We start from the raw sequence: 25,551 nt of genomic DNA on the forward strand, positions 1-25,551 counted from the left end.
CACCCCCAGCCCGCCCGCCGCATCCAGCGACGGGCTTTGCGCAATCCTACAGCGGGGCGGACAGGGCGCGCGCAGACAACTGCGCTCCATTGAGATCGTCGGCGACGGTGCGGGCGACCGCCTCGGCGTGGTTACGCAGGTCAGGCACCGCGATCGCCTCCCAAACGGCGCCGCGCGCCAGCGGCCCCACCACATAGAGCCGACCCACAGAGCCGGCCGCCGTAAGCCGGAAATCGGCGTCGAGCGCCAGGCCGAGGCCGAGCGGGTCACGCTCAGCTAAGCCGGCCTCCATCAGGCCGCGGACCAAGTCAGAACGCGCCGGGTCGCCGCCGAAGCCGGTGCAGTCAACGCAGGCAGCGAAGCTGCGGCGGCGCGCTAGGTCCTCGCCCCGCGTACGAATGGTCGCAGCCAGACCCTGGCCCTGGGGCTCCAGGCCTTCGAGGCGCCCCGCCTCCACCGTCCAACGGCCTTCGGCCAGGGCCTCGGCGAACGCGGCGGCGACGGTGGGCGCCATGCGGTGGCGGTGGACGTCCCACCAGGGCTGCAGATGGCGCAGGAAGCGGCGGCGTTCGGCCGGAGTCCAGGACATCCAGGCCGGCGACACCTGCGGGCGCGCGGCGTCGACGGCGCTGCGCCAGCCCACGCGAGCGGCCTCGGCGCGCAGGGTCCGCAGCGCGCGGCGCGGCGTATCGAGGAGGCCGGCCGGCGGATCGGCCAGGGGCGCGGGGCCATGCGCCCTCGGCGACAAGCCTCGGCGCGACAGCATCACGATCCGGCGGCCGGGGCGATCCAGAGTGAGGGCCGCGTCCACGGCGGTCAGGCCCGAGCCCAGCAGCAGGACCTCGTCGCCCTCGACGCCGGAGAGGTCGCTCGCCCAGGGATCGCCAACCATGCGGCCGCCGCCGTCCATCGCCGCGCCGGCGCCCAAGGCCAGGACCACGGCGTCGACGTTGAGCGTCCGTCCGACGCCCAGCAGCACGTCGTAGCGCCCGGCGGCCGTGCGGCGAATGGCGACCGCCTCGTCGTGTTCCACGAGGAGCGCGCCCGCGCCGGCGCCGGCCAGCCGCTCGCGCAGCAGACCCTGCAGATAGTCGCCGTACCGGTCGCGGCTGACGAAGGCGTCGCCCTCGGCAGCCTGACCGCCCTTGGCCAGCCACTCGACGAAATGGTCCGGGCGGTCGGCGAAGGCGCTCATGTTTCGCGCCCGGACGTTCAGCAGATGTTGCGGGTTGGTGGTGGCATAGGCGCGGCCACGGCCGACCCGGTCGGCGCGCTCAATGAGCCGCACCTGGACGCCTGGCAGGATCGACAGAAGATGAAGGGCGGTCAGGACGCCGCTGAAGCCAGCGCCGATGACGGCGATGGAGGGGCCGCTCACGCGCGCTCGCGCACCTTGGCCGCGGCGACGATCTGGGCGTCGGCGACGAGACCGGTCAGGCGCCGCGCGTGATAGACCAGCGGCTCGCCCGGCGTGCTGGCGACAGCCAGGATGTCAGCGATGATGATCGCGTTGGCGCCGGCGTCGAGGCGCTGGTGGATCCGCAGTTCAAACCGCGCGAGACCGCCCTTGAACATGGGCGCGTGCGCGCACGGCAGATCCCAGGACGGCGAAGCGAAGCGTTCGCCGGCGGACCGGCTCGAGGAGAACAGCGCGGCGTCTTCGCGATCGCCTGCGGCCAGGATGACCGCCGCGCAGCGGTCTTCCGCCATCAGGGCCGCATAGGCAGACGCATCGCGCCGGACAGTGAACAGCACCCGGGGCGGATCAACGGACAGCCCGATCAGCGAGCTGACCAGCAGCCCCTGCGGGGCGCCCTCGCGCCAGAGCGAGACAATGGCGACCCCGCTGGCGAGTTGCGCCAAGGCGTCTGTCACGTCGCGGGCGCTGTTCGCGCCGTTCCCATCCGTGATCGTCACAGGGCGGCTTCCCGGCGCAGGACCGCTGCATGAATGTGAATTTGCGCAGCCTCCTCCAGGGCGATGACGCGCTCCGCCGCGGCGAGCACGCCGACGGCGCTCAATGCGACGAGCCGACCATCCGATAAGAGCACGGCCTGGACCAAGCGGTCACCCGATGATCGTTCCGCCAGGGCATCGGCGATATGGTCGGCGTCAATCAGAGGCAATTCGACCGCCTCGCCGGCCGACGTCGCCACCGACAGGACCAAGCCAGCCTTCGCCACCGCGGCGAGACCCGGGGTGCGCGCGACGGCGATCGCCTGGATGTCGCCGCGTCTATTGAGAAGTTCGGCGAAGGGCGCCGCCTCAAGGGGGCGCACTAGGCGGCCGAGACGCTCCAGTTGGTGTTCATCGGAATAGAGCGTGGCGCGCGGTTCAAGGCTGACCGACCAGGGACCGGGGTGGCTGTACTCGACCCAGACGGCCGGAGCGATCCGGGCGGTGAACTGGGTGGTGGCCGTCGGGCCGATCACCCGGGCCTCGCGCATGACGCGGAACGCCAGCGCCGCGTCGCGTGCGCCTTCGCGGGCCACGCGGTCGAGATCGATCTCCTCAAGACGGTCGGCCACCGCCAGCGCCAAGGTCGCCATCGCAAAATTCTCTTCATTCCTATCGACTTTATAGGATAAAAGCCAGGCGGGGCCGTCAGGGCGTCCCGCGCGGCATGCTAGGCGCGCAGGACGCCGGAAGAGCGGCTCCGGTATAAGCTTGATCATCCATATAATCGCCGTATTGATACAAATAAACTTGCCAATCATTTAAGTCATATTGAAATGATTCATGTCGTATATGAGCATTGGACTTAAGATTATCTCAGGGTGAACTGCAAACTTCTTTGATTGAAGCCGCATCATAGTCCCGCCTAAGAGTGCCTAAATTCGAACATCGCCGATATTTCTGGCGAATTGGCTCACTCTATTAGGTACAAAAAATTGCTCTCCACGACGCGAAGCCGCCTGCTGGCTGGGGCCGCCCAGGCTCTACTGCTCTCCGCCGCCGCGCTCAGCGCGCCAAGCGCGCACGCCGCTGACCTCGCCGCCGACATGGCCGACACCGCCGCGGCCGATGGATTGGATGACGCCGGCGCCGTCTCCGACGTGGTCGTGACCGGCGTGCGCACGAAGGCGCAGATTGAAACCGGGCCCTTGGGCAGCCGCACGATCCTGGAGACGCCGTTCTCCATCGCCCGCGTCGACGCCGCACAGATCACCCGGCTCGGGGCCACCACGATCGATGCTGCGTTCAACTACGACGCCTCGATCCGGCCGAACAACTCCGGCCTGGCGTCGGGCAACACCTTCAGCGTCCGCGGCCTCTCGGTCGACCTGACCAATGGCTACAAGTACGACGGCCTAGCCTTCCCCTACTGGTACCAGGACCAGCCGATCGAGGCCCTCGAGCAGGTCCAGGTGCTGAAAGGCGCTGGCGGCTTCGTCTACGGCTACGCCTCGCCCGCCGGTATCGTGAATTTCATCTCCAAGAAGCCCACCGACAGCTTCGCGGCCAGCGGCAACATCAGCCTGCGCTCATCCAACATCTGGCGCGCCCACGTCGACGTCGGCGGCCCGTTCAAGGAGGGCGGCACGACGGGCTTCCGCCTGAACGTCGTCCACGAGGAAGGCACGCTCTACAACAAGGCCTTCAACAAGAACCAGTTCGCCACCCTGTGGATTCAGGGCGAGATCACCCCGGAACTGACCTGGAGCGTCGACGGCTTCTACCAGCGCACCTGGCAGACCCGGCAGTCCAACAACATCACCTTCGCCCCGGGGGTCACCTACCTGGAGCCGGTGAAGGGCGCCTTGAACCTCGGCGCGCCGTCGACCTCCAAGTTCAACGACGTCGGCCAGTTCACCAGCCGCCTCAACTGGCAGATCAACCCTGACTGGAAGGCCTCGGTGGCGCTGCGCTACTCGACCATCGACGAGCGCTTCCCCGGCAACATCCCGCAGATCACCAATAACAAGGGCGACTTCCGCTCGGGTCTGCTGAACCAGAACCGGATGTTCGTCTATTATGTCGGCCAGTGGAGCATCGACGGCAACTTCGACACCGGCCCGGTCAGCCACAACGTCATCGCCGGAGTCGACTACCTCGACGTCAACTACGACTACGACCGGCAGAACACGGCCAACGGCCTGCCCACCACGTCCTACGCCTTCAACCAGAACGGCAACATCTACACCAATGCGATCCCCGACTGGGGTTCGAACCCGGCCGCCGTCGCCTATCAGCGGCCGCCGAGCTGGTTCCGCTACCAGGAGATCCGCCAGCGGGCCCTGTTCCTCAGCGACACCTTGAAGCTCGGTCACGCCGAGCTGCTGGCCGGCGTGCGCTACACCCGCTACCGCGAAACCAACGACGAGCCGGTGAACGCCGACACCGCCTATGAAGAAAACTCGATCACGCCGGTCTTCGCCCTCAGCTACGACGTGGCGCCGGGCGCGCGCCTCTATGTGAGCCACGTCCAGGCCCTGCAGCGCGGGGCCAACGCGCCGGAGACGGCGTCGAACTTCGGCCAGTCGCTGGGTCCGATCAAAAGCAAGCAGTACGAGGCCGGCGTGAAGGTGCAGCGCCAGGGCTGGGGCGCCAACGTCGCCCTGTTCCGCACCGAGCTGCCCTCGGACTATCTGCGCGCGCCGGCGCCCGGCCAGACGCTAGGCCTGTGGGTCCGCGACGGCGAGCGCCGCTACCAGGGCGTGGAGCTCGACACCAACTGGCGCCTCCTACCGGAATGGTACGCCTCCTTCTCGGTGGCCTACCTTGACGCGGTCCAGACCAAGGCCGCCACCGCCGCCCTGGTGGGGACCGACGTCCCCGGCAAGGTCAGCTGGCGCAGTTCGGCGTTCCTCGAATACACGCCCAACTACCTGCCCGGCTTCAAGGCCTTCGGCGGCCTGCGCTATTCCGGCAAGGCCCGCGGCCAGACCGACAACAGCTTCCGCTATGACGCCTACACCGTGGGCGACTTGGGCGCGTCCTACCGCCTGCCGCTGAAGACCGCCGAGGTCGAAATCCGCGGCAATGTCTCGAACGTGGCTGGCAAGAAGTACTGGATCCCGAACGCCGGCGGCACCGGCCTGTCGCCGGGTGCGCCGCGCACCTACACGGTCAGCATCAACTATGCGACGGGCTCCTGGGCCCCGACCGCCCCGGGCGGCGCGCCTGCGTGGGTGGCCGACGGCTGGTATGTCGGCGCCCTGGCCGGGGCCACCAAGCTGAACAGCGCCGACTTCGACATCAAGGCGATCGTCAATCCGGCGCTGGGAACGATCGACGACGGCCTTCAAGTCAAACATCGCACGGGCTGGGAGGTCGCCGGCATCCTGGGCCACGACTTCGGAAACTTCCGCGTCGAAGGCGAAGTCAGCAACAAGCGCGTCGACGTCGATCGCATCACCCTGAAGAGCGCCGCCATTCCCCTGGAAACGCCGGCTCGGGCCGCCGGGACCTATCCAAACCCCGGCGGCGCGACCCCGGTGCTGGCGCTCATGACCAATGTGCTGGCCGACTTTGGCGGCGGCCCGGACAATCCCTGGGCCGTGGAAGTGGGCGGCGGCGTGGGCCTTGGCCGCATCAACACCCGTCGCTGGCGCTTCAACGACGCCCAGCATGGCTTCTTCCAGAACGACAACAAGACCGCCTTCGCCTGGCAGGCGATCGCCGGCGTCCGTCGCCGCGTCTCCGAGCACGTCGATCTGAACGTCCGCTACCACTACTTCGACATCCCCTCGATCAAGCTGCTCAGCGCCACGAACAACGGCCTGAAGGGCGGGGTCTCCAGCCACAGCATCCTGGCCGGCGCCACCTACAATTTCTGATCAAAGGCGGTCCCGCGAGGGACCGCCCTCTTCTTTTCCGCATGGAGGATTTCATGTCCCAACACCGTCAACTGAAGCTCGGCGTCGCCCTGGTCGGCGTCGGCAACGACCAGTTCGGCTGGCGCGATCCGGAACTGCCCGGCGACGCGTCCGTCAGCATCGACTGGTTCATCGAGAACGCTCGCCTGGCCGAAGCCGCGAAGTTCGACTTCGTCTTCATGGTAGACAGCCCGTTCATCACCCCGGACACCACGCCGCACTATCTGAACCGGCTGGAGCCGCTGACGCTGTTGTCGGCGCTGGCGGTATCCACCTCGAAGATCGGCCTGATCGCCACGGCCACCACCTCGTTTTGGGAGCCGTACAACCTCGCCCGGCTTCTGGCCTCGGTGGATAATATCAGCCATGGCCGCGTCGGCTGGAACGTGGTCACCACCGGCCTGGAAGGCGCGGCGAAAAACTACGGCCGCGAGGAGCACATCGACCACGCCGTCCGCTATCGCCGGGCTCATGAGTTCGTCGAGGTCGTGAAAGGCCTGTGGGACAGCTACGAGGACGACGCCTTCCCCCGCGACAAGGAAAACGGCGTCTTCCTGGACAAGCCCAAGCAGCACGCCCTGAACCACAAGGGCGAATTCTTCAGCGTCGCCGGCCCCCTGGCGCTCAGCCGGTCCAAGCAGGGCCAGCCAGTCCTTTTCCAGGCTGGCATCAGCGAGGATGGCCGCAACCTGGCCGCCAACATCGCCGAAGGCATCTACGCCGGCGTCGAAGGTTTTGACGATGCGGTCGATTACTACGCCGACATCAAGGCCCGCATGGTCGCGCTTGGCCGCAACCCCGAGCACATCACGATCGTTCCCTCCATCCAGCCTGTCATCGAAGACACCGACGAAGCCGCCTGGGCCCGCGTCGGCGACCGCCAGGAGAAGCTCGACTTCAACAAGCTGCTGGTCGGGCTGGGCCGGCCGTTCGGTTATCACGACTTCAGCCAGTACGACCTCGACGCGCCTTTCCCTGACGTCTCGAACCTCAGCCTCAACAGCTACAAGGGCAACGCCGAGCGGATCGTCAAACGCGCCCGCGACAACAACTGGACCCTGCGCGAAACAGTCTTGAACCAGGCCGAGCGCCGCCACGGCTTCGTGGGTTCGCCGCAGACGGTGGCCGATGAGATCCAGCAGTGGTTCGAAGGCCGCGCCTGCGACGGCTTCAACCTGTGGGTCTCGCGTCCTAGCGACTTCAAGAAATTCCGCGAGCAGGTCATCCCGATCCTGCAGGAGCGCGGAATCTTCAAGACCGAGTATCAGCACGACACCCTGCGCGGGCACCTGGGCCTGCCCGTACCGGAGAACCGCTGGGCCCGCCAGGCGGCGCAGACCCTGCAAGCCGCCGAATAGAAGAGCTGTTTCCTCCCCGCCTTCAGCCCCGGCTCACGCCGGGGCTTTTTGTTTGCGGGGCAATCCTGTCTGGAGGTCAGGCGGCGAGCGCGGCCTGGCGGCGGGCGACTTCCGCACGAACCAGCGGGATCAGGTCGCGGCCATATTCCAGGGCGTCCTCCAGCGGATCGAAACCGCGGATGAGGATGGTGGAGACCCCAAGCTCCCAATACTCCATGAGCGACTCCGCCACCTGCTCGGGCGTGCCCACGAGACCGGTGGAGTTGCCGCCGGCGCCGGTCACGGCGGCCAGTTCGGTCCACAGGCGCTTGTCGACCACGCGGCCCTCGGCGGCGATCGCCAGCAGGCGCTGCGAGCCCACCGCCTGCGGCCGGCCGTTGGCGGGGATCAGCGCGTGATTGCGGCCGCCGGCGCGGAGGGCCTTGGCGGCTTCCAGGATCCGGTCGGCGCGGGCCCACGCCTCCTCCTCTGTGCGGCCGAGCACCGGCCGCAGCGAGAGCGAGAAACGGATCCGGTCGGCGCGGCCGTGGGCGGCGCCAGCCGCGCGGACCGCGTCGATTGTCTCCTTCACCTGCGCCAGGCTCTCGCCCCACAGGGCGTAGGCGTCGGCGTGCTTGCCGGCGACCGCGATGGCCTCCGGCGAGGAGCCCCCGAAGTAAATCGGAATGCGCGGCTGCTGGGCGGGCTTCACCGCCGAATAGGCGCCCTTCACCCGGTAGTGCTTGCCCTCATGGTCGAAGGGCGTGGTGCTGGATCAGGTCTGCTTGATGACGTCGAGATACTCGTCCGTGCGCTCGTAGCGCTCGGCCTTGGTGAGGAAGTCGCCGTCGCGGGCCTGCTCCTCGTCATTGCCGCCGGTGATGATGTGCACGGCCAGGCGGCCGCGGCTGAACTGGTCGAGGGTCGCCAGCTGGCGCGCCGCCAGGGTGGGCGCGACGAAGCCCGGCCGGTGGGCCAAAAGCAGGCCCAGGCGCTCGGTCTGCTGAAAGGCGTAGGACGCGATCTGGAAGCCGTCCGGCGAGGAGCTGAAATAGCCGATGAGCGCGCGGTCGAAGCCGGCGTGCTCGTGGCCGCGGGCGATGGCCCCCAGATAGGCGGTGTCGATCTCGCCGGGCGGACGACCGGAGCGCCGCACCTCCGACCCCGCCTGGGTCCCCAGGATGCCGATGAATTCGAGGGGGTGGCGATTGGCGGTCATCTAGCGTTCCTAGGACGGCGGGCGATCAGGCGGCCGGCTTGACCGGCGCGGCCCCGGCGGTCGAGACGGCGGCGGGCTTCACGAAGAGGTCGTTGAACGAGCTGTCGTAGCCGCCCTCCTTAAGGTCGGGGATCTTGTCGATCACACCGGCGCGGCGGTAGCGCTCGAAGGTCGCCTTCTGCTCAAGCAGCACCGAGCTGTCGACGACGGCCAGTTCGCTGACCGAGCCCGCCGTGCCGCCGTAGCGGATGGCGGCGACCGGCACGCCGGTCTCCTTCGACCGCTGCTGGGCCAGTTCCTCCGGATGGGTGAGCGCCCACTGGCGGGCGCGGACATAGCGCTGCACGAAGTCGCGCAGCAGGGGCTTCTTGGTCTCCAGCGCCTTGACGCTCGCCGACCAGTAGCCGCCGCCGCTGGTCGGCAGGTCGCGCGCGTCCTGCAGGACGCGGTCGCCGTTCTCGACGACGGCGATGCCGGTGTAGGGGTTCCAGGTCGCCCAGGCGTCGATCGAGCCGCTGGAGAGCGCGGCCTTGGCCTCGCCGTTGGTCAGGTAGACGAACTGGACGTCCTTGAAGTCGATGTGGGCGGCGTCGAGCAGGCGCAGCGCCACATCCTGGCCGATCGAGCCCTTCACCGTGGCGAGCTTCTTGCCGCGCAGATCCTGGATGGTCTTCAGGGGCGAATTGGCCGGGACGAGAATGGCCGTGCCACGGCCCGCCTCGGGGCCCCGCTCGACCACCCGGGTCACCATGATCGCGCGGATCTGAGCCCCGTTGCCGTAGGCGAAGGCGAAAGGCGCGGCGCCCGTCGAGCCGACGTCCAGGGCGCCGGCCGACAGCGCCTCGAGCAGGGGCGCCGCCGCCGGCATCTCGGCCCATTCGATCTTGTAGGGCACATCCTTGAGCTCGCCGGCGGCCTCCAGGACCGCACGAACGCCGCCCTTCTGGTCGCCGACCCGCAGGACCGGCTTGTCGTCCTTCGCCGACGACCCGGCGCCGCCGCACGCCGCCAGGACCATGCCGGTGGCGGCGAGCGCGCCGACCAGGAGCGCGGTGAAGCCGCGACGTGACGAGACGGGGATGATGGAGGCGTTTGAGGTCATGAGGCCTTTGATCGCCGATGGGGTGGGAAGTCACCGCAGAAATGCGGGTTTATTTCCCAGTTTTTCTCAATATTTCCGTGCCTTATGGATCTTATGAGGTTGCCTGCTCAAGGTCGGTCACCGCCGTTCGCAGCATGTCGGCCAGCTTCTCGATCGTCGGGTGCGGCCCGGCCCGGGTGCGGCTGACAAAGGCGACCGGGGGCAGGGACGGAAGGCCCGCGTCCGCTTCGATGATCCGGGTCGAGAAGGCGCGCGTCCGGCAGCTGACGGCCAGGCCGGAGTCCACCGCCGCGCGAAGCACCGAGAGGCTGGGCGTCTCCAGCACCACCCGATAGGGCCGGTTCTCGGCGTCCAGCGCGGCGAGCGCGGCCTCGCGGAAGCGGCAGGGCTCCTCCAGAATGGCCAGGGGCAGGACGTCGGCGGACAACAAGGCCGGGTCGCCGAACCAGACCGTCTCGGCCACGGTGATCGCCCGCGGATCGTCGGCCGCGCCCATGCACAGGACGACGTCCAGCCGGTCCGACTTCAGAAGCTCCAGCAGCTCCATCGAGCCGCCGACGCGCACCTGCAGCTGGCTGTCGGGATTCAGGGCGGAGAAGCGCGCCAGCACGCCGCTGAGCAGGGTCTCGGCGAAGTCCTGCACCATGCCGACCCGCGCCGGGCCCGCCAGGACGTCGCCGGTCAGGGCCGCCACCGCGCGGTCGTTGCTGGCGAGGATTTCGCGCGCGTGGGCGAGGAAGCTGCCACCCGCCGGGGTCAGCACCAGCCTGCGCCCTTCGCGATGGAAGAGCTGGGACTGCACGGTGTCCTCCAGCCGCTTCATCTGCAGGCTGAGCGCCGACTGGGTCACGAACACCCGCTCGCTGGCGCGCAACATGGTCCCGGAGTCGACGATGGCGACGAAGCTGCGCAGCAGTTCGGTAGGCAGGTTCACGACCATCGCCGCAGGACACCTATCAGGAGAGCTAAAGGGGTAGATGAGTTAAAGTCTATTGATACGATAGGATATATGGGTCTTACCTAGCAAGGCGCTGATGGCGCGAGAGTCCTTGTGAAGGCCCCATGTCTGCTGCTGAGACGATCAGAAATTCTACGGACCGCACGATCGCGCTCCGCCGCTTCGCCGCGCCGAAGCTCTCGCTCGGCAACGGCCGCTGGGTGACCCCGGTCCTGGCGCTGCTCTTCTGGGAGTTGGGGTCGCGGACCGGGTTCATCTCCGCCCGCGTCCTGGCCGCGCCATCGACCGTCGTTCAGACCCTGTGGTCGATGATCGTCTCGGGCGAACTGCCGTCCAACCTGGCGGTGTCGCTGACGCGCTCGGGCATCGGCCTGGGCCTCGGCCTCGCCATTGGCAGCGTGCTGGCCCTGATCGCCGGCCTGTCGAAGGCCGGCGAGGCGGGCATTGACCCCCTCATGCAGATCAAGCGCATGATCCCCAGCCTGGCGCTCACGCCCCTGCTGATCGTCTGGTTCGGCATCGGCGAGACCCCGAAGATCTTGCTGATCTTCCTGGGCGTCATCTTCGCCATCTACCTCAATCTCTTCTCCGGCATCCGCAACGTCGACGTGAAGCTCATCGAGGCGGGCCGCAGCTTCGGCCTCTCGCGCTGGGAGCAGATCGTCCACATCGTCCTGCCGGGCGCCATGCCGGGCTTCTTCGTTGGGCTGCGCTTCGCCGCCGGCGGCTGCCTGATGCTGCTGGTGGTGGCCGAGCAGATCAATTCCTCGGCCGGCATCGGCTACCTGATCAACAACGCCCGTGACTTCATGCGCACCGACATCATCGTCGTCTGCCTGCTCGTCTACACCATCCTCGGCCTGACCGCGGACTTCCTGGTCCGCAGCCTCGAGGCCCGCGTCCTGCGCTGGCGCCCCGCCCTCATCAAATCCTGATCGAAAGTACGAGGCTTAGCCCATGTCCCCGGCCGCCCTCCGCGCTCACCCGCTCGCCGCCCACACGCCTTCCGACGCCCAGGAGGCCGAACCGGCCGTCCGCGTCACCGGCTTCTCGCGCAGCTTCGGCGCGACCACTGTCCTGCACGATCTGGACCTGAACATCGCCCAGGGCGAGTTCGTCGCCCTTCTGGGCCGCAGCGGCTCGGGCAAGACGACGCTCCTGCGGACCCTGGCGGGTCTCGATCAGGCGCCTGTCGAACAGGTCCGGACCCCCGACGCCCGCGCCGTGGTCTTCCAGGAGCCTCGTCTCCTGCCCTGGAAGCGGGTGTGGAAGAACGTCATCCTGGGCCTGCGCGGCGCCGATCGCGCCGCCGCCGAAGCGGCCCTGAAGGAAGTGGGCCTGGACCACCGCGCCGACGCCTGGCCGGCCACCCTCTCCGGCGGCGAGGCCCAACGCGCCTCGCTGGCCCGCGCCCTGGTGCGGCAGCCGAAGCTGCTGCTCCTCGACGAGCCCTTCGGCGCCCTGGACGCCCTGACGCGGTTGCGCATGCATGACCTGGTGCTGTCGCTGTGGCGCAAGCATACGCCGGCCATCCTACTGGTGACGCACGACGTCGACGAGGCCATCGCGCTCGCCGACCGGGTCCTGGTGCTCGACGATGGCCGGATCATCGCCGAAGAGCGCGTGACCGCGCCGCGACCACGCCACCACGACCAGCAGTTCTACGCGATACGCGCCCGCCTGCTCGGCCATCTCGGCGTCGACGTCCTGGCCACCGGCCGCTCGGTCGACCCCCTGACCATCGCTGCCGAATAACACCCCTCACCTTATCAGCCTGCACAGAGACCTCCCATGCCCGTTCAATTCATCGGCTTCATCGGCTCCAACTACACCTCTGAGATCCATCCGCCCCAGGGCCCGGTGATCAACCTCGAGCACATCGAGAAGGTCGCGCGCGTCCACGAGGACGGCGGCTTTCACCGCGCGCTCATCGCCTTCGGCTCGACCTCGCCCGAAAGCATCCTGATCGCCACCCATGCGGCGCACGCGACCTCGCGTCTGGGTCTGATGATCGCCCACCGTCCGGGCTTCACCCAGCCGACGCTCGCGGCGCGCCAACTGGCCACGCTTGACCACATCTCCAAGGGCCGGGTCGCCGTCCACATCATCACCGGCGGCGCCGATGCCGAGATGCACCGCGACGGCGACATCTCGACCAAGGCGCAACGCTACGCCCGCACCAACGAATACCTTGACGTCGTCCGCAGCGAGTGGACGAGCGACCAGCCCTTCGACTTCAAGGGCGAATTCTATGACGTCCAGGGCGGCTTCGCCTCGGTGAAGCCCCTGCAGAAGCCGCACATCCCGATCTTCTTCGGCGGCTCCTCGGACGAGGCCATCCCGGTGGCCGGCAAGCACGCCGACATCTTCGCCCTGTGGGGCGAGACGCACGACCAGGTCCGCGAACAGATCAGCCGCATCCGCGCCGCGGCGGCCAAAAACGGTCGCGAGATCGAGTTCTCCCTCTCGCTACGCCCTGTCCTGGCCGACACGGAGGAAGCCGCCTGGAGGCGGGCCGAAGACATTGAGCACCGCGTTCGCGCACGCCGCGAAGCCCAGGGCCTGAAGACCGAGGGCCACGCGCCACCCAACGCCGGCTCGCAGCGCCTGCTGGAGGCCGCCGCAAACGGCAAACGCCTCGACAAGCGCCTATGGACCGGCGTCGCCGCGCTCACCGGCGCCAGCGGCAATTCAACCGGCCTTGTCGGCACGCCGGAGCAGGTCGCCGACGCTTTGCTCGACTACTACGACCTTGGCGTCACCCACTTCCTGATCCGCGGCTTCGACCCCCTGGAGGACGCAGTCGGCTATGGCCGCGACCTGATCCCGCTGGTCAAGGACCTGGTCGCTGAGCGAGACGCGCGCGGCGTGGCCAAGGCGAGCTGAAGACGGAGCGACCCCGATGTCCGTCGAAGCCTTCCCGTTCGCGCCCTTCCGCCGCCCGGCGCCTGACCCAGCGCGCCGCGAAGCGCTTCGCGACAGCCTGGCCGATCTCGCCTCCAGCGTCGGCGTCGCCGCCTGCTGGGGGCCGGACGGACCGCGCGGCGTGCTGGTGCGTTCGCTGATGCGTGTCTCGGCCTCCCCGCCGCGGGTCTTGCTGAGCATCGACAAGGCCGCCGCCGGGCACGCCGCTCTGCTTGACGCCGAGGCCATCGGCCTGTCGATCCTGTCCGACGGTCAGCGCGACGAGGCCGACCGCTTCGACGCCGCGAGCTCCCAGGCCTGGCTGGCCGGGCGCTGGAGCGAGACGGCCGACCAGCCGCCGACGCTTCTGGGCGCCCTGGCGGCGGTGATCGGGCGTGTCCGCTCGCGCATCGACGCGGGCAGCCATACGCTGTTGATTCTTGACCTCAGCGATGCCGAGCGCCGCGCCGGCGCGCCCCTCGTCTGTTTCGATCAGACTTACGCAGGCTAGATCCCGCCGCCCTGCGGAGACCCCCATGGCCGCACGACTGCCCGACGCCGACCTCGACCAGTTGTTCCGCGCCGCGCGCACGCGCAATGGCTGGCGGCCCGAACCTATACCCGAGACGATGCTCCGAGAACTTTACGACCTGGCGAAATGGGGGCCGACCTCGGCCAACGTGAGCCCCGCGCGCTTCGTCTTCCTGACGAGCCCGGAGGCTAAGGCGCGGCTGGCGCCGCACCTGTCCAACGCCAACCGTGATAAGACCATGACGGCTTCGGCGGTGGTGATCGTCGCCTATGACCTGGCCTTCGCCGAGAAGATCCCGCAACTCTTCCCCCAGAACCCCGCCGCCGCCGCTTGGTTCGCCGACTCGACGGTCGCCCAGGAGACCGCCTTCCGCAACGGCAGCCTTCAAGGGGCCTATCTGATGCTGGCGGCCCGCGCGTTGGGCCTCGACTGCGGGCCCATGTCCGGCTTCGACAAGGCCGCCGTCGACGCTGAATTCTTCGCCGGCGCCGAGGTGCGGGCGAATTTCATCTGCAGCCTGAGCTATGGCACCGACGAGAAGCTCTTTCCCCGCCTCCCGCGCCTCGCCTTCGACGAAGCCTGCCAGCTGCTCTGAACCACCGCCAGGCGCTCCGAGCGCCCGCCCACGCAAAAGCGGCGTGTTCACGGCTTGACGACCCATACTTACAGCGTAAGATATCTCCAAAATCGCGTTTACATAAGTAAACGTCTGGGAGAGACGCCATGGGCGCAAGAACTGGCCAGGATTATCTGGATTCTATAAGAAAAAATCAGCCAGAAGTTTATTTCAACGGCGTTCGCATTGAGGACATAACGACTCATCCAGCGTTTACCGGTCCGATCGAAACGATCATGGATCAATATGATCTACAGCACGACCCGCGCATGCGGGATATTTGTCTTTATGAATCCCCAACCACGGGGGATCTTGTCTCGACGTCATTCATGGTCGCAAAGTCACGCGAGGATGTTGTCAAGAAACGTCGACATTTCAAGGTTCGCGCAGACCAACATTTCGGCCTGATGGGTCGCGTTCCCGATTTCATGAACGCCTTCGTTCTGGCTTGGAATTTCCAGGCGGATCACTACGCCAAGACCAATGCGAAGTACGGTGAGAATGCGCGTCGCTACTATGAGTATTGCCGCGAGAACGATCTGTTCCTTACCCATGTTCTGGTGAACCCGCAAATCGACCGCAGCCGCACCTCGGCTAACCAGGAAGACCCCTACCTTCACCTTGGCCGGGTCCGGGAGACCGAGGATGGCATCATCGTGCGCGGCGCGAAGATGCTCGGCACCATGGCGGCCCTGACGGAGGAACTCCTCGTCACACCCTTCGGCGGGGTAGCGCCGGGCGACGACGCCTACGCCCTGGTCTTCGCCATCCCCTCCAACACCAAGGGGGTGAAGTTCATCTGCCGCGAGAGCTTCTCGCCAGGCGATCGGGCGCACTTCGACCATCCGCTCAGCACGCGCTTCGAAGAGATGGACTGCGTCGCTGTGTTCGACGATGTCCTCGTGCCTTGGGACCGCATCGTCGTCGACGGCTCACCCGGCAGCGCCGCGGTGGTGAACGGCTCGCCGCTCGATCCGCGATCTTCGGTCATTGTCCAGACGAGTTCCCGCCAGCTCGCGTCGCTGGAACTGCTCTGCGGCGTCGCCCAACGGGTGTCGGAAGCCATCGGCATCACGGGCTTCCTGCATATCCAGGAAAAGCTCGGCCAGATGCTGGTCCAGCTCGAGCAGGTGAAGACGGCCTACTTCGCCGCAGACGCCATGGCGGTGGAGGGCCCAGACGGCGACTGGATTCCCTATATGGGCGGCGTGATGGCCTCGCACTTCCAGGCCGGCGCGATCCACACTCAGTTCGTGGACATCATCCACACCCTGGCCGGCGGCGGGTTCTTCTACGCGCCGTCCAAGGGCGATTTCGATAACGTCGAGCTGCGCGGCTACATCGATAAATATGTGCGCGGCGCGCCCGGACACAGCGCGGAAGAGCGGGTCAGCCTCTTCAAGCTCGCCTGGGACCTGACCGGCGACGCCTTCGGCCAGCGGGTGCGCCAGTATGTGAAGTTCTACAGCGGCGACCCCGTGCGCAATGTCGCCGGGCTCTACCTCGGTTACGACAAGCGCGAATTGTCCAAGGTGGTGGATCGCGCCCTCACGGGCCGCTCGGCGCCGGTGCCAGTGGCCCCCGCCACCATCGCCCCGCCGGCCCCGCCGCCCGAGGCCGAAAAGGCGCTGACCCTGTCCTACCCCGCCGCCTCGCACCCCACGGCGCCCGCCGTGGGCCGCGGCTAGGCGGTCTGAACGGCCGGGCCTTCGCGGGCCCGGCCGGTTCTCACTTACACCACTGAAAACGCCAAGACGCGACCCGCCGATCAACGGCGGGCGTCGTCCAATTCCACCAGAAACAAAAACGAGACTTGGGAGCGAAAGATGAACTCAGTCAAGCGAGCGCTTGTCTACGGCGCGTTGCTGAACTCCGTGGTCGCCGCCTCCGCGGCGTTCGCGCAGACCGCGGCCGACGCCGCCAACACCGGGGTTTCCGAAGTCGTCGTGACCGCCGAACGACGGACACAGTCGGTCCAGCGCTCATCGCTGGCGATCTCGGTGATCTCGCCCGAGGCCGCCCAACAGGCTGGCGTGGTCCAGGTTCGTGATCTCACGAAACTGGAACCCGGGGTCTCCATCGGCCAGGGCGGCCCTGCCACCCAGATCTACATCCGCGGCGTTGGCGACTTCGGCTCCACCCCGCTGACCAATCCGGCCGTCGCCGTGAATGTCGACGGGATCTATGTCGCGCGCGCCAACTCGATCGAGGGCAACATGCACGACATCGAGCGGATCGAGGTCCTGAAGGGCCCGCAAGGCACGCTCTACGGCCGCAACGCCACCGGCGGGGCGATCAACATCATCAGCATGAAGCCGAAATTGGGCGTGCAGGTCGGGCGGCTGCAGGCGGAGGTCGGCAGCTACAAGTTGGGCCGCATGGAAGCCGCCTACAACCTGCCGGTGGGCGACACCCTGGCTTTCCGCGGCGCCGTCCAGCTCGTCAGCCGCGGCGGCTATGGCAGCCTGGGTTTCGACGACGACAAGCACGAATCCTACCGCCTGCAAGGCCTGTGGGAGCCGAACGACGACCTTTCGATCCGCCTGTCAGCCGATCGCACCCACGTCGGCGGTCGCGGACCGGCCCACTATATTCGCGGCCCTTATTCAGCAGGTGTCCTCGCCATCCTCAATGCGGCCGGCGTCGCGCCGGTGACCGAGGACCGCATCTCGACGCCTGACCCACGCGCCCAGCAGATGATCCTGGCGGCGGTGGCCTACGGCGGCCTGTGCTATCCGAACGGCGTGATCCCGGCGGCGTCGGCGACCCGCAACGGCGTCGTGGCGACGTCAGTGCAGGGCTTCTGCCCCACAGGCTTCAGCTCGCTCATCGCGCCCAGTGATCCCAGCCAGGCGCGGATGAACAATAACTTCAACAACCTCTCGGCCGAGGTGAACTGGGACCTGGGCTTCGCGACCCTGACGGTGCTGCCGGGTTACCGGCAGGCGCGTAACGACTACACGACCTTCCCGTTCGTCACCTACGATGACGCCAAGGGCGAAAAGGAGAAGTCCGACGCCTACTCCTTCGAGGCGCGGCTGGGCGGCGAGACCGGCGCGGCCAACTGGGTGGCGGGCCTCTATTACTTCCGCGAGGACCAGAGCTCCCACTCTGGCTCGCCCAACACCGTCCAGTTCCAGGGCGTGCGCACCGACATCACCAAGCTCAAGACCGAGAGCTCGGCGATCTTCGGCCAGGTGACCTTCAACCTCTCCGAGACTCTGCGCCTGATCGCGGGTGGCCGTTACGCGACCGATCGACGGCGGATCAACGGCGTAGGCGAGGTCTATGACACCGCTCCGCTCAGCCTGCCGTTCCAGGCGGCCCCCGTCGCCGGTCCCTGCTACCTGACCGGGCCGGTCTGCATCGTCAGCCGCTACACCGGCCGCAACAAGGACTCGAACGTCACCTATAAATTCGGCGCCGAGTACGATCTGACCCCGCAGAACATGCTGTTCGTCACCTATGGCACGGGCCAGAAGGCGGGCGGCTTCAACGCCTTCGCCCTGGCTGGCGCGACCGCGAACGCGGCCTCGGCCTACGATCCAGAGAAGTTGGCCGCGCTGGAAGTCGGTTCGCGCAACCGCTTCCTCAACTCGCGCCTGCAGGTGAACCTCGAGGCCTTCCACTGGAAATACAAGGACGCCCAGCAGATCTTCGCGACCCAAGACGTCGCCGGCAATTTCGTATTCGGCTACACTAACGCCGGTCGTGGGACCATGTACGGCGTCGATGTCGACGTCGTCGCGCGACTGACGGCCAACGACACGCTTCAGGCCGGCGTTGAACTGCTGAGAACCAAGTTCAATCAGTTCAGCTATGAGACCCTCGGCCAGACGCCGGAAAAGACCGGCTGTTCCATCACCCCGGGCGCGCCCTTCCAGACCATCGACTGTTCAGGCAAGCCGCTGCTGCGCGCCCCGCGCTACTCCGGCACCGTGGCCTACACGCACACCTTCAACCTCGCGAGCGGGGCGGCGGTCGAGGCGTCCGGCACGGCCCAGTTCGCCGGCTCCAACTTCTTGCGCGTCGATTACACCGAAGGTGTGCGCTCGCCGAGCTACGTCGCCGGTGACGTCTCGCTGACCTACCGCAACCCCGAACGGACGTGGTCGCTCTCGGCCTATGGCCGGAACATCACGAACGAAGTCATCCACACCGGCAGCGACGGCAACATCACCATCACGCCGACGCTCTACACCACCAACCTGGCGCCGCCCCGGACCTTCGGCGTCCGCTTCAACGTCGACTTCTAGCGCGCAGCAGCCCGGGGCGGGGGCATGGCCGGCGCCTGCACCGGGCTCCGTCCGCCAACTCCCTTGCGCGCTGGAGTCCGCGCAAGGGAGTGAGCCGGCAAGCGCCTCTAGGGAACGGCGGTCTGCGCCCGCCGTTGTCACCCACGCAACCGGCGCACCGCCGACGCGAAAGGGCGACCACCATGAGCATCTTCAGCAAGATCTGGGACAAGATCACCGGCCACAAGCGCGAGCCTGAGGCAGCGCCCGCAGCGCCCGCGCCCACACCAGCGGCGACTCCCTCGCCAGCCACACCCGCGCAACCGGCGCCCGCCGCGCCCGTGGACGTTGAGCCGATCCTGGAGGCCATGGCCGCCAGCAAGGGCGGCGGCGGCAATTGGCGCACCTCGATCGTCGACCTGCTGAAGCTGCTGGACCTGGATTCCAGCCTGGAGGCCCGCAAGGAATTGGCCACGGAACTGGACGTCAATGCAGGTCCGGCAGGCAGCGCTGAACAGAACATCGCCCTCTCCAAGGCCGTCTGGAAGAAGCTGTCCGAGAATGGCGGCCAAGTGCCTGCAAGCCTCCGCGGCTGAAGCCACGGAACGCGCCACGCAAAAAGAAGCCCGGTGGCTCCCACCACCGGGCTTGAAGGGGGTCTTCGGAGGTAAACGGGGTCGGTCGATCAGTACCGGAAGCGCACGCCCACGCGCCAATAGCGGCCGATCAGGTCATAGTATTCGCCGTTGACGCCCGATGAGGCGTGCGAGGTCGGCGCATTGGACGGCACCTTCGGCGGCTGGGTGTCGAGGACGTTCTCGACCTTGGCGAAGATCTGGGACTGGGAGCCCAGGAAGTTCAAGCTCCAGCTCTGGTTGATGTCGAGATAGCCCCGGGCGCTGATGTCGTTTTGCAGAACGGCCGTCGCGCTATCACGCGGTGCGTTGTTGACCACGGCGTTGCTAATCGTACGCACGGTGAAGGTCGTGGCGCTCGGACCGAGGCTGTAGGTCCCGGTGATCAACCACCGCCACTTTGGCCCGCCAGCGATCGGGAAGATGCCAGCGAACACCATTCCGCGATAGTCCTGGGTCACCCCGTTCGCGGTCTGCGTGTACTTGGTCAGGTGGGTTCCGACAGCTCGCAGGTCGATCGTGCCGACCGTGCCGTCGAAAAGATCCGCCAGATCGCGCCGGTAACTCGCCTCGATGTCCCAGCCCGCCACGTCCTGACGAGCAATGTTGGCACCGCCAACAAGGACCGAGGAGTTGGTCAGACGGCCCGCGAGGTCCGGCGTCGGCGGGTTCGGATTGTAGTTGATCTGGTTGCAAGCCAGCGGATTGCTGACTTCGCCGACGCCGTAACAAGCGTTCACCACCTGCTGCGTCGTCTGGGTGACGATGGCGTCGTCAATGCCGATTTTCCAACGGTCAACCGAAACGCTGAAGCCCGGCAGGAAGCTCGGCCGATAGACCAGACCAAAAGCGGTGGTGGAGGCGATTTCTGGCGTCAAAGTCGGCACGCCGCCGGTGATCGTCGTAACGAACACCTGCTGGCTGGTGCCGGGAACCTGAGCTCCGATCAGAGCCCCGGCGGCCGGCGCCCGGAACAGGTCGTCGAGATTGGCCGCGCGGATGTCACGCGACCGGGTGCCACGGAGCCGGAGGTCGGACGTAACGTCCCACGTCAGGCCGAGCTTCCAGGTGCCGACGCGACCGCTGGTGGAGTAGTCGGTCGAGCGATAGGCGCCGTTGAAGTCCATGCTCTTGACGAAGGGCAGGTCCTTCAGCAGCGGCGCGACGACTTCGACGAACGCTTCCTTGACCTCGATCTCGCCACGGCTGGCCTTGTAGTTGCCAAACCAGTAGACGGCCCCCGAGTTGGCCGCGCCGAGCGGGTCGACGACATTGTGGAAGCTTTCCTTGCGATATCCGGCGCCGGCGGCCACCGCCAGAGGGCCGGCCGGCAGCGAGAAGGGCTCGAACTGGAAATCGAAGTTAGCCACGTCCTGCTTCACATAGATCTTCTGCCAGGCGAAGCTTGCGGTCACATAGTCGATGGCTTGCGTCGAAGGCGACCCCTTGCCGAAGAGGTTCAAGGGCTGGCAGCCGTTGGTCGGGTTGGTGATGGTCGAGCGGCAGACCGGCGTACCCACCGCGATGCCCGGAACGCCGCCTGAGGCCGGGTTGCGAACAACGTCCACCGCGCGATTGTAGTTGGCGATGATCGGGTTATGGGCATTTTCGGCGTAAAGGTCCGTTTCGCCGTGCTGGTAGTAGGTGCTCCACTTGAACGAGTTATCGAACCAGTCGGTCTTGCCATCGACGCCCAGGAGCAAGCGGGTCTGATTGCGCTTATTCTTAGCTTGCACCGCGTTGAGGCCCGGCTCCTCCATTACCCGACCAAGCTGGAAGGATGTTTGCCCGCGCAGGTCGAGGCCTGCGGGGATGAAGGGGTTGTCCGCCCGGATGGTGATGTCGCCAAAGCGCATATAACCAAGGGTGTAGTTGAGGCCGTAGCTCCAGCCTTTGCTGAGCTCGACATAGGCGTTGATGTTGTCGGTCAGGTCATAGCTCACGCGGCCGAAGAGAGCGCCGTTGCGGGTATCCGGCGTGATCGCGAGGTTGGGGCCAATGTCATAGGTGTCGCCGCCTACGCCAATCAGGCCACTGCCGGTCGTCGCCGCCTGGTAGGGCAGGACCTGGCCGCCAGGGCCGAACTGAACGCCCGCCAGAGGCCCGCCGACGATCATCCCGCCTGGGGTCGCTGTCCGTATCCCGGCCTTGTCGTAGGCGATAAAGCCCGGCTGGCCATTGGTCGCAGTGCGCGCCGTGTTCGGCACGGCTTTATAGCCGGTGAACCACTCGCGGGAGGCGTTGCTGAAAATGCCGTCTTCGCGTTCGTACCGGCCGGAGAGCAGGACATGGCCGCGTCCGCCAGCAAATCGGAAGCCCGCTGCGAGGTCGCCGCTGACGTTGGCTCCATCGTTTTGCCATGACTGGCCGTAGGCCGCCGTGCCCTTAACGCCGGTGAAGGTCTTGTCCAAGACGAAGTTTACGACGCCGGCGACGGCGTCCGAACCCCAGGCGGCCGAGGCGCCGCCGGTCACCACGTCCACCCGGCTGATCAGGTTCGTCGGCAACAGGTTGACGTCGACGAGTTGCTGCAGGTTTGAGCCGACAACCCGGTGCCCATCGAACAGGGTGAGGGTGCGGACCAGGCCAAGGTTGCGCATGTTGAAGGAGTTGGTGCCGCCGAGGTTGCCGGCTGCGAAATTGGTGGAGCGCGGCGAGGCCTGCGCCCCTGTGCCGAGTTGCGGTAGCATGTTCACATAGTTGGCGATGTTCGACACCGACTGCTTCTGCAGGTCGGCGAGGCCAACGACGGTGGTCGGCGTCGGGGCCTCGTAGCCGTCGCGCACGATCCGCGAGGCTGTGACGACGACGCTTTCCAGTTCAGCGGCCCCTGCGTCTTGAGCGGCGGCCGGGATGGCGAAGGCGGCGCTGATGGCGATGGCGCTCACGCCGCAGAAAATCCGCGCTGCGCCTAGGCAGCGGTCCCGATTGTGCATTTCCCGTCCCCAATTCCTGCGGCGACTTGTTGTCGTCGCTTGAACGCGGTTTTCAGGAAGAATCTAGGCCTCTGCAACTAGGCATAATCCGAATGCAGTTATCGCCTATTTCGATATATTACTTAGTATATTGACGTACCTTAACCAGCGTATTTGACAAACGATTTCATCCGCCATCGCAGTCGCAATGGCGGATGAAATTATACGTCAATATCTGCGCCGCTAGCTGAGCGCTTTGACACCATCGCGGTCGAAATACTTAACCGCCATGAAGAAGGGTATGACGCCCAAGGCCACCGTGGCCGGGGCGAACATGAAGGCGACACGCAGACCTTCGACGCTGCCCAGGCTTGGCGCCAAGGCGTCGCTGATCATGCCGACGATCAACGGACCCATCGCGTTGCCGATGACGTTCGTCGCGATCAGGATCACCGCAGAGGCCATCCCGCGGTACACTGAAGGGATGATGTCGAGGGAAAGCGCCAGATAGGGCGACATCCGGAAGGCGTTGGTGCCAGACCCGATGACCAGACCCAGGATCATCCAAGGCCACGAAGGGGCGAACACATAGAGCAGGGCGCCTGGGATCGTCAGCACCGCGGCGATCGCCGGCAACAGGACCAGCCAACGCTGGTCGCGCAGCCTGTTCGCCACCCAAGGGGTCAGGTAACCGCCAGCGAGCGTGCAGATGAAACCGGAGATCGCCCCGATGGGGGCGGCGATAGACGCCACTTCGGTCGCTGAAACGCCAAAGGCACGCATCATCATGGCGTAGCCCCAGGCCCCGAGGGTGCCGTTCCCCAGGCCCGTGATGGCTGTGCCCAGGAGGATCAGCATGAAGGGCTTTGAGGCGAACATCGCCCTGAGTGCTGCCGTCCACGTCGCAGGATCCTTCGGACGCGCTGTCGCCGCGTCCTTGCGGCCACGGTCAGGCTCGCGAACCGTGAAACGGATCAAAAGCGCGAGAACCACGCCAGGCACACCCAGCAACATCAGCGCTGCGCGCCAGCCATGGGCGTCGGCGATAATCCCGATCAAGGGCGTCAGCAGGATGGTCGAAAGCGGCTGGGCCAAGTTGAAGACGGCGATCGCCTGCGGCCGGACATGACGGGAGTAGTAGTCGGCGATCAGCGACATCGAGGTCGGGGTCGCCGTGGATTCGCCCATGCCGACGCCTGCGCGAGCCAGCAGCATCTGCCAGAAGTTGCCCGCGACGCCGCAGGCCACGGTCGCCAACGACCAACACGCGATACCGATGGCGAGGATCGAGCGGCGGTTTCCACGATCCGCCCATCGCGCCACGGGGATACCGACAAGCGTGTAGAGCAGGACGAAGGCCGCGCCGGTGAGCGCGCTCATCTGGGTGTCGTTGGCCCCGAGGTCGCGCTTAATCGGCTCCAGCAGCAGGGCCACGACCGTGCGATCGGCGACACTGAGCAGGTTAGCCAGGCAAAGCAGCCCCAGGACATAGTGTGGGTAGAGTGTCTCTCGGCCCAGGCCGGCGGTCGCGGACTTCGTCTGCACCGGTTTCCCCCAATCGTGTGAAGGCGCTCTTCAGGCGCCCTGAAGCTGCATCGGGACCGGATGAAATCCGCGCTCGAACCAGATGGTCGGCTGGACGACGCCGGCGATCCGGACGGCCTCGACGCGGCCCACGAAGATGCGGTGGTCGCCGCCCGGATAGGCGGCCTCGAGGACGCATTCGACGGCGACGTCGAAGTCCTGAATGACCGGCGTCCCGCGATCGTTCACCTCAGTGGTCAGCCCGGCGAACTTGTCTGTCCCGGACGACGCGAACCGCATCGCCGCGGCCTCCTGCCGCGCGCCGACGATGTGGGCTGCGAAGGCGCCGGCGGCCTCGATCGCCGCCGCGGTCCGCGAAGTCTCGGCCATGGCCATGGCGACCAGCGGCGGGTCCAGCGACAGTGACATGAAAGCGCTGAGCGTCGCCCCGCACCAGCCGCCGTCCCGCGTGGCCGCGGTGACGACGGCCACGCCAGCCGGCAGCGCCGCCATGGCGCGCTTAAAGTCCGCCGGCAAGACCATCAGATCGCCATGCCGCCGGTGGGCGGTTCAAGACCGAAAGCGACGGCGGCTGCGGCCTGGTAGATCGGCTGCGGGGTGTTGATCCCGTGGTGCAGGCCGACATGGGCGTCGCGCCACAGGCGCTGCAGGGGCTTGTCCGCGCGCACGGCGTTGCCGCCGGTGCGGGTGAACATCTTGTCGGCCGCGTCCACCGAGCGCTGGACCGAGCGCACCTGATCGCGCCGGGTCTTCACGCGCAGCTCGTAAGGGATCAGCTCGCCCTTCGAGAGGATGTCGAACATGCGTGAGAGGTTGTCGATGTTCTGCACGCGGCTGGCGTCCAGGTCAGAGCCGCTTTCGCCCAGGGTGAAACTCAGCACGGCGTCATCGACCCAGCGCTTGCCCAAGCGGTCGGCCCGGTCGCGCTGATAGGCGATCGCCTGGGCGAACAAGCCTTCTGTGACGCCTAGGACCGCAGACGTGATCGCCGCGCCAAAGAGCGCAGAGAACGGCATGGCGTAGAGGGGATCGGTCCTCCCGGAACGGCCTCCGGCCGGATTGCCGGCCTCGCGCATCCCGAAGGTGTCGATCGTCCGGTATTCCGGGATAAAAGCGTTCTTGACGATGATGTCCTTGCTGCCCGTGCCCTTCAGCCCGACGACATCCCAGGAATCCTCGACGATCTCGTAGTCGCTGCGCGGCAGGATGAAATGCAGCGACTTCGGCGGCTGGGCGGTCGGGTTTCCCTCCTCGTCACTGAGAACCGCACCCAGGAAAATCCAGTCGCAATGGTCGGTGCCCGATGAGAACGACCAGCGGCCGTTCAGGACGAAGCCGTCGCCGGTGGCGACCGCCTTGCCCATCGGCGCATAGGGTGAGGCGATCCAGGTGTCCGGATCCTGGCCCCAGACTTCCTCCTGAACCTTCGGATGGCAGAGGGCCATGTGCCAGGGATGGACGCCGACGATCCCGCAGATCCAGCCGCTGGCGCCGCACACCGAGGCGACCTTCATGGCCGCGTCGAACCACTCCGCGGGATGCGCTTCGAAGCCGCCGTATTCCTTCGGTTGCATCATGCGAATGACGCCGGCTTCACGGAGCAGGCGGACGCTCTCGTCCGGCAGCTTGCCCAGCGTCTCGGCCTGGTCGGCGTGGCTTGCCAATTGCTCGGCGATCCCTTCGATCCGGTGACGAACCTCGTGCATCTCTCTCCCCGCATTTCTCGGCTTCAGG

19 protein-coding genes and 1 pseudogene are annotated in these 25,551 nt (G+C 66.8%); 10 read left to right on the plus strand and 10 right to left on the minus strand.

Annotated elements, in window-relative coordinates; all coding sequences use genetic code 11:
* Window positions 1–46: 46 nt before the first annotated feature.
* From BN1313_RS16670 to BN1313_RS15545, 3 genes are read right to left on the minus strand one after another with little or no spacing between them, the layout of a single operon-like run.
* A complete protein-coding gene (locus BN1313_RS16670) occupies window positions 47–1,378 on the minus strand; it encodes an FAD/NAD(P)-binding protein (RefSeq protein ID WP_176696065.1) in 1,332 nt (443 codons plus the stop codon).
* On the minus strand, window positions 1,375–1,917 hold the full coding sequence (locus BN1313_RS15540; protein WP_091743221.1) for a flavin reductase family protein: 543 nt from the start codon (window positions 1,915–1,917) through the stop codon (window positions 1,375–1,377). Before BN1313_RS15540 ends, BN1313_RS16670 begins: the two co-directional genes overlap by 4 nt.
* The gene (locus BN1313_RS15545; RefSeq protein ID WP_091743222.1) at window positions 1,914–2,549 is read right to left on the minus strand and encodes a hypothetical protein; all 636 of its coding nucleotides are present in this window, start codon (window positions 2,547–2,549) and stop codon (window positions 1,914–1,916) included. The genes BN1313_RS15540 and BN1313_RS15545 overlap by 4 nt, the downstream gene beginning before the upstream one ends.
* 342 nt (window positions 2,550–2,891) lie before the next feature.
* On the opposite strand from BN1313_RS15545, the gene BN1313_RS15550 reads away from it, so the two are divergent.
* Entirely contained in the window at window positions 2,892–5,780 is a 2,889-nt protein-coding gene (locus BN1313_RS15550; RefSeq protein WP_091743223.1) for a TonB-dependent siderophore receptor, read from the plus strand.
* A 53-nt stretch (window positions 5,781–5,833) separates the two neighbouring features.
* Window positions 5,834–7,177: an LLM class flavin-dependent oxidoreductase gene (locus BN1313_RS15555; RefSeq protein ID WP_091743286.1), complete on the plus strand. Its 1,344-nt coding sequence runs from the start codon at window positions 5,834–5,836 to the stop codon at window positions 7,175–7,177.
* A gap of 76 nt (window positions 7,178–7,253) precedes the next feature.
* Here BN1313_RS15555 and BN1313_RS15560 read toward each other — a convergent pair.
* The 3 genes and pseudogenes from BN1313_RS15560 to BN1313_RS15570 all read right to left on the minus strand — a co-directional run bounded on the left by BN1313_RS15560 (window position 7,254) and on the right by BN1313_RS15570 (window position 10,417).
* Window positions 7,254–8,375: pseudogene (locus tag BN1313_RS15560) on the minus strand (LLM class flavin-dependent oxidoreductase).
* 25 nt (window positions 8,376–8,400) lie between these two features.
* Entirely contained in the window at window positions 8,401–9,477 is a 1,077-nt protein-coding gene (locus BN1313_RS15565) for an ABC transporter substrate-binding protein (protein ID WP_091743224.1), read from the minus strand.
* A 91-nt stretch (window positions 9,478–9,568) separates the two neighbouring features.
* The gene (locus BN1313_RS15570) at window positions 9,569–10,417 is read right to left on the minus strand and encodes a LysR substrate-binding domain-containing protein (RefSeq protein WP_091743225.1); all 849 of its coding nucleotides are present in this window, start codon (window positions 10,415–10,417) and stop codon (window positions 9,569–9,571) included.
* A 122-nt stretch (window positions 10,418–10,539) separates the two neighbouring features.
* On the opposite strand from BN1313_RS15570, the gene BN1313_RS15575 reads away from it, so the two are divergent.
* The 8 genes from BN1313_RS15575 (at window position 10,540) to BN1313_RS15610 (ending at window position 19,318) form a co-directional block, all read left to right on the plus strand.
* Window positions 10,540–11,370: an ABC transporter permease gene (locus BN1313_RS15575; RefSeq protein WP_091743226.1), complete on the plus strand. Its 831-nt coding sequence runs from the start codon at window positions 10,540–10,542 to the stop codon at window positions 11,368–11,370.
* Between the two features lie 22 nt (window positions 11,371–11,392).
* Window positions 11,393–12,190 (plus strand): ABC transporter ATP-binding protein, encoded by a 798-nt coding sequence (locus tag BN1313_RS15580; protein WP_091743227.1) that lies wholly within the window; start codon window positions 11,393–11,395, stop codon window positions 12,188–12,190.
* Window positions 12,191–12,226: 36 nt separating this feature from the next.
* The gene (locus tag BN1313_RS15585) at window positions 12,227–13,321 is read left to right on the plus strand and encodes an LLM class flavin-dependent oxidoreductase (protein ID WP_091743228.1); all 1,095 of its coding nucleotides are present in this window, start codon (window positions 12,227–12,229) and stop codon (window positions 13,319–13,321) included.
* 16 nt (window positions 13,322–13,337) lie between these two features.
* A complete protein-coding gene (locus BN1313_RS15590) occupies window positions 13,338–13,850 on the plus strand; it encodes a flavin reductase family protein (RefSeq protein ID WP_091743229.1) in 513 nt (170 codons plus the stop codon).
* 25 nt (window positions 13,851–13,875) lie between these two features.
* Window positions 13,876–14,466, plus strand: a complete 591-nt coding sequence (locus tag BN1313_RS15595; RefSeq protein WP_091743230.1) for a malonic semialdehyde reductase — start codon at window positions 13,876–13,878, stop codon at window positions 14,464–14,466.
* Window positions 14,467–14,594: 128 nt separating this feature from the next.
* Window positions 14,595–16,175, plus strand: a complete 1,581-nt coding sequence (locus BN1313_RS15600; RefSeq protein ID WP_091743231.1) for a 4-hydroxyphenylacetate 3-hydroxylase family protein — start codon at window positions 14,595–14,597, stop codon at window positions 16,173–16,175.
* A gap of 138 nt (window positions 16,176–16,313) precedes the next feature.
* Entirely contained in the window at window positions 16,314–18,743 is a 2,430-nt protein-coding gene (locus tag BN1313_RS15605; RefSeq protein WP_091743232.1) for a TonB-dependent receptor, read from the plus strand.
* A 182-nt stretch (window positions 18,744–18,925) separates the two neighbouring features.
* A complete protein-coding gene (locus BN1313_RS15610) occupies window positions 18,926–19,318 on the plus strand; it encodes a DUF3597 family protein (RefSeq protein WP_091743233.1) in 393 nt (130 codons plus the stop codon).
* Window positions 19,319–19,407: 89 nt separating this feature from the next.
* On the opposite strand, the gene BN1313_RS15615 is transcribed toward BN1313_RS15610, so the two are convergent.
* The 4 genes from BN1313_RS15615 to BN1313_RS15630 form a co-directional block, all read right to left on the minus strand.
* Window positions 19,408–22,293: a TonB-dependent receptor domain-containing protein gene (locus BN1313_RS15615; RefSeq protein WP_091743234.1), complete on the minus strand. Its 2,886-nt coding sequence runs from the start codon at window positions 22,291–22,293 to the stop codon at window positions 19,408–19,410.
* A 222-nt stretch (window positions 22,294–22,515) separates the two neighbouring features.
* On the minus strand, window positions 22,516–23,817 hold the full coding sequence (locus BN1313_RS15620) for a spinster family MFS transporter (protein WP_091743235.1): 1,302 nt from the start codon (window positions 23,815–23,817) through the stop codon (window positions 22,516–22,518).
* A gap of 30 nt (window positions 23,818–23,847) precedes the next feature.
* Window positions 23,848–24,339, minus strand: a complete 492-nt coding sequence (locus BN1313_RS15625) for a flavin reductase family protein (RefSeq protein ID WP_091743236.1) — start codon at window positions 24,337–24,339, stop codon at window positions 23,848–23,850.
* Entirely contained in the window at window positions 24,339–25,523 is a 1,185-nt protein-coding gene (locus tag BN1313_RS15630) for an acyl-CoA dehydrogenase family protein (RefSeq protein WP_091743237.1), read from the minus strand. Before BN1313_RS15630 ends, BN1313_RS15625 begins: the two co-directional genes overlap by 1 nt.
* Between the last annotated feature and the right edge of the window lie 28 nt (window positions 25,524–25,551).

Origin of the sequence: Phenylobacterium immobile (ATCC 35973) (assembly GCF_001375595.1) — a bacterium.
Classification (GTDB): domain Bacteria; phylum Pseudomonadota; class Alphaproteobacteria; order Caulobacterales; family Caulobacteraceae; genus Phenylobacterium; species Phenylobacterium immobile.